Raw genomic sequence first — 1,481 nt, 5'->3', positions numbered from 1 at the left:
CTGTCTCTTATACACAAATCCCCCGGTTTTTACTGGGGGATTTTTTGAACTCTCCGCACGCTTTCCGATCAGATCTTTCACTTAATCTAAAGGTGAATACTGATGAACAATGCACAATGGGCAAAAAGTACTTTTGGTCAGGCCGACTTAGGGGATCCCCGCCGAACCACACGTCTGGTAAAGTTAGCGGAAACCTTAGCAAACGATCCAGGAAAGCCATTCGTGTCTATTACACAATCCCCCGCCGATATGGAAGGCGCTTATCGTTTTATCCGTAATGAGCACGTCAATGCTGACGCGATAGCAAAAGCAGGCTATCTGGTCACAGCAGCGCAAGCCGCCAAACATAATTTATTACTGGCTTTAGAGGATACCACTGCCATCACTTACAGCCATCGTTCCGTGCGAGATGAGCTTGGTCATGTCAATCAAGGAAATAACTATCGGGGCATACTTGCGCACAGCGTTTTGTTATTCGCTCCTGAGCAACAAGAGCTTGTTGGATTAATTGAACAATCCCGCTGGACACGGGATATCAGCACGCGCGGAAAGAAACATGTGCGAACACAAACACCTTATGAAGAGAAAGAAAGCTTCAAGTGGCAGTCTGCTTCGGTCAATCTATCGGCACGATTAGGCGCTAAAATGGCCGATGTGATATCCGTCTGCGACCGCGAAGCTGATATCTATGAGTACTTGCAGTATAAGCTCTCAAAGCAACATCGCTTCGTGGTTCGTTCCATGCAGAGTCGCCATATTGAGCAGTCTGAACAGAAGCTCTACGACTATGCTGCAGGTCTTGAAAGCGCCGGACAAAAGCAAATCCATATAGCGCAAAAAGGTGGACGTAAAGCACGTACAGCAACAGTAGACATTGTCTTTGCGCCAGTCACGTTGCAAGTGCCGGCAAATAAGCGTGGCGAATCACTATCGCTTTATTATGTCGGGTGCGAAGAGCGAGCCGATGACAAAAACGCGTTAAATTGGCATTTGCTGACTACCGAACCAGTCCAGAGCAAAGCAGATGCACTGAACATCATCCGTTATTACGAGCATCGCTGGTTAGTAGAAGAATATCACAAAGCCTGGAAAACGGATGGTACAGATATTGAGAATGCCCGCTTACAAAGTAAAGATAACATTGAGCGGCTTGTGACCATCAGCGCCTTTATTGCTGTAAGAATAGTGCAGCTGAAGTTTGCGCGCGAACAACCAGACGAGATAAGTTGTGAACAGGTGCTGTCGCCAAAAGCCTGGAAATTGTTATGGATAAAACGGGTCAGCAGGACCTTACCTGACACCGTCCCCTCGATGAAGTGGGCTTATACCGAGCTTGCAAAGCTCGGTGGGTGGAAAGATACAAAACAAACCGGCAAGGCCTCGGTCAAGGTATTGTGGCAAGGATGGTTCAAACTACAAACCATCCTTGAAGGTTATGACCTAGCAAAGTCTCTTGAGGCTGACTTGTGATCAAGAGACAG

1 protein-coding gene is annotated in these 1,481 nt (G+C 47.3%); it reads left to right on the top strand.

All coding sequences use genetic code 11. The features are described 5' to 3' along the window. Positions 1-102 precede the first annotated feature (102 nt). The gene (locus tag AAY72_RS13770) at positions 103-1,470 is read left to right on the top strand and encodes an IS4 family transposase (RefSeq protein WP_008949889.1); all 1,368 of its coding nucleotides are present in this window, start codon (positions 103-105) and stop codon (positions 1,468-1,470) included. The last annotated feature ends 11 nt before the right edge of the window (positions 1,471-1,481 follow it).

The organism is Alishewanella sp. WH16-1 (assembly GCF_001441695.1).
GTDB lineage: Bacteria > Pseudomonadota > Gammaproteobacteria > Enterobacterales > Alteromonadaceae > Alishewanella > Alishewanella agri.
This window is presented reverse-complemented; position numbering and strand designations above follow the sequence as displayed.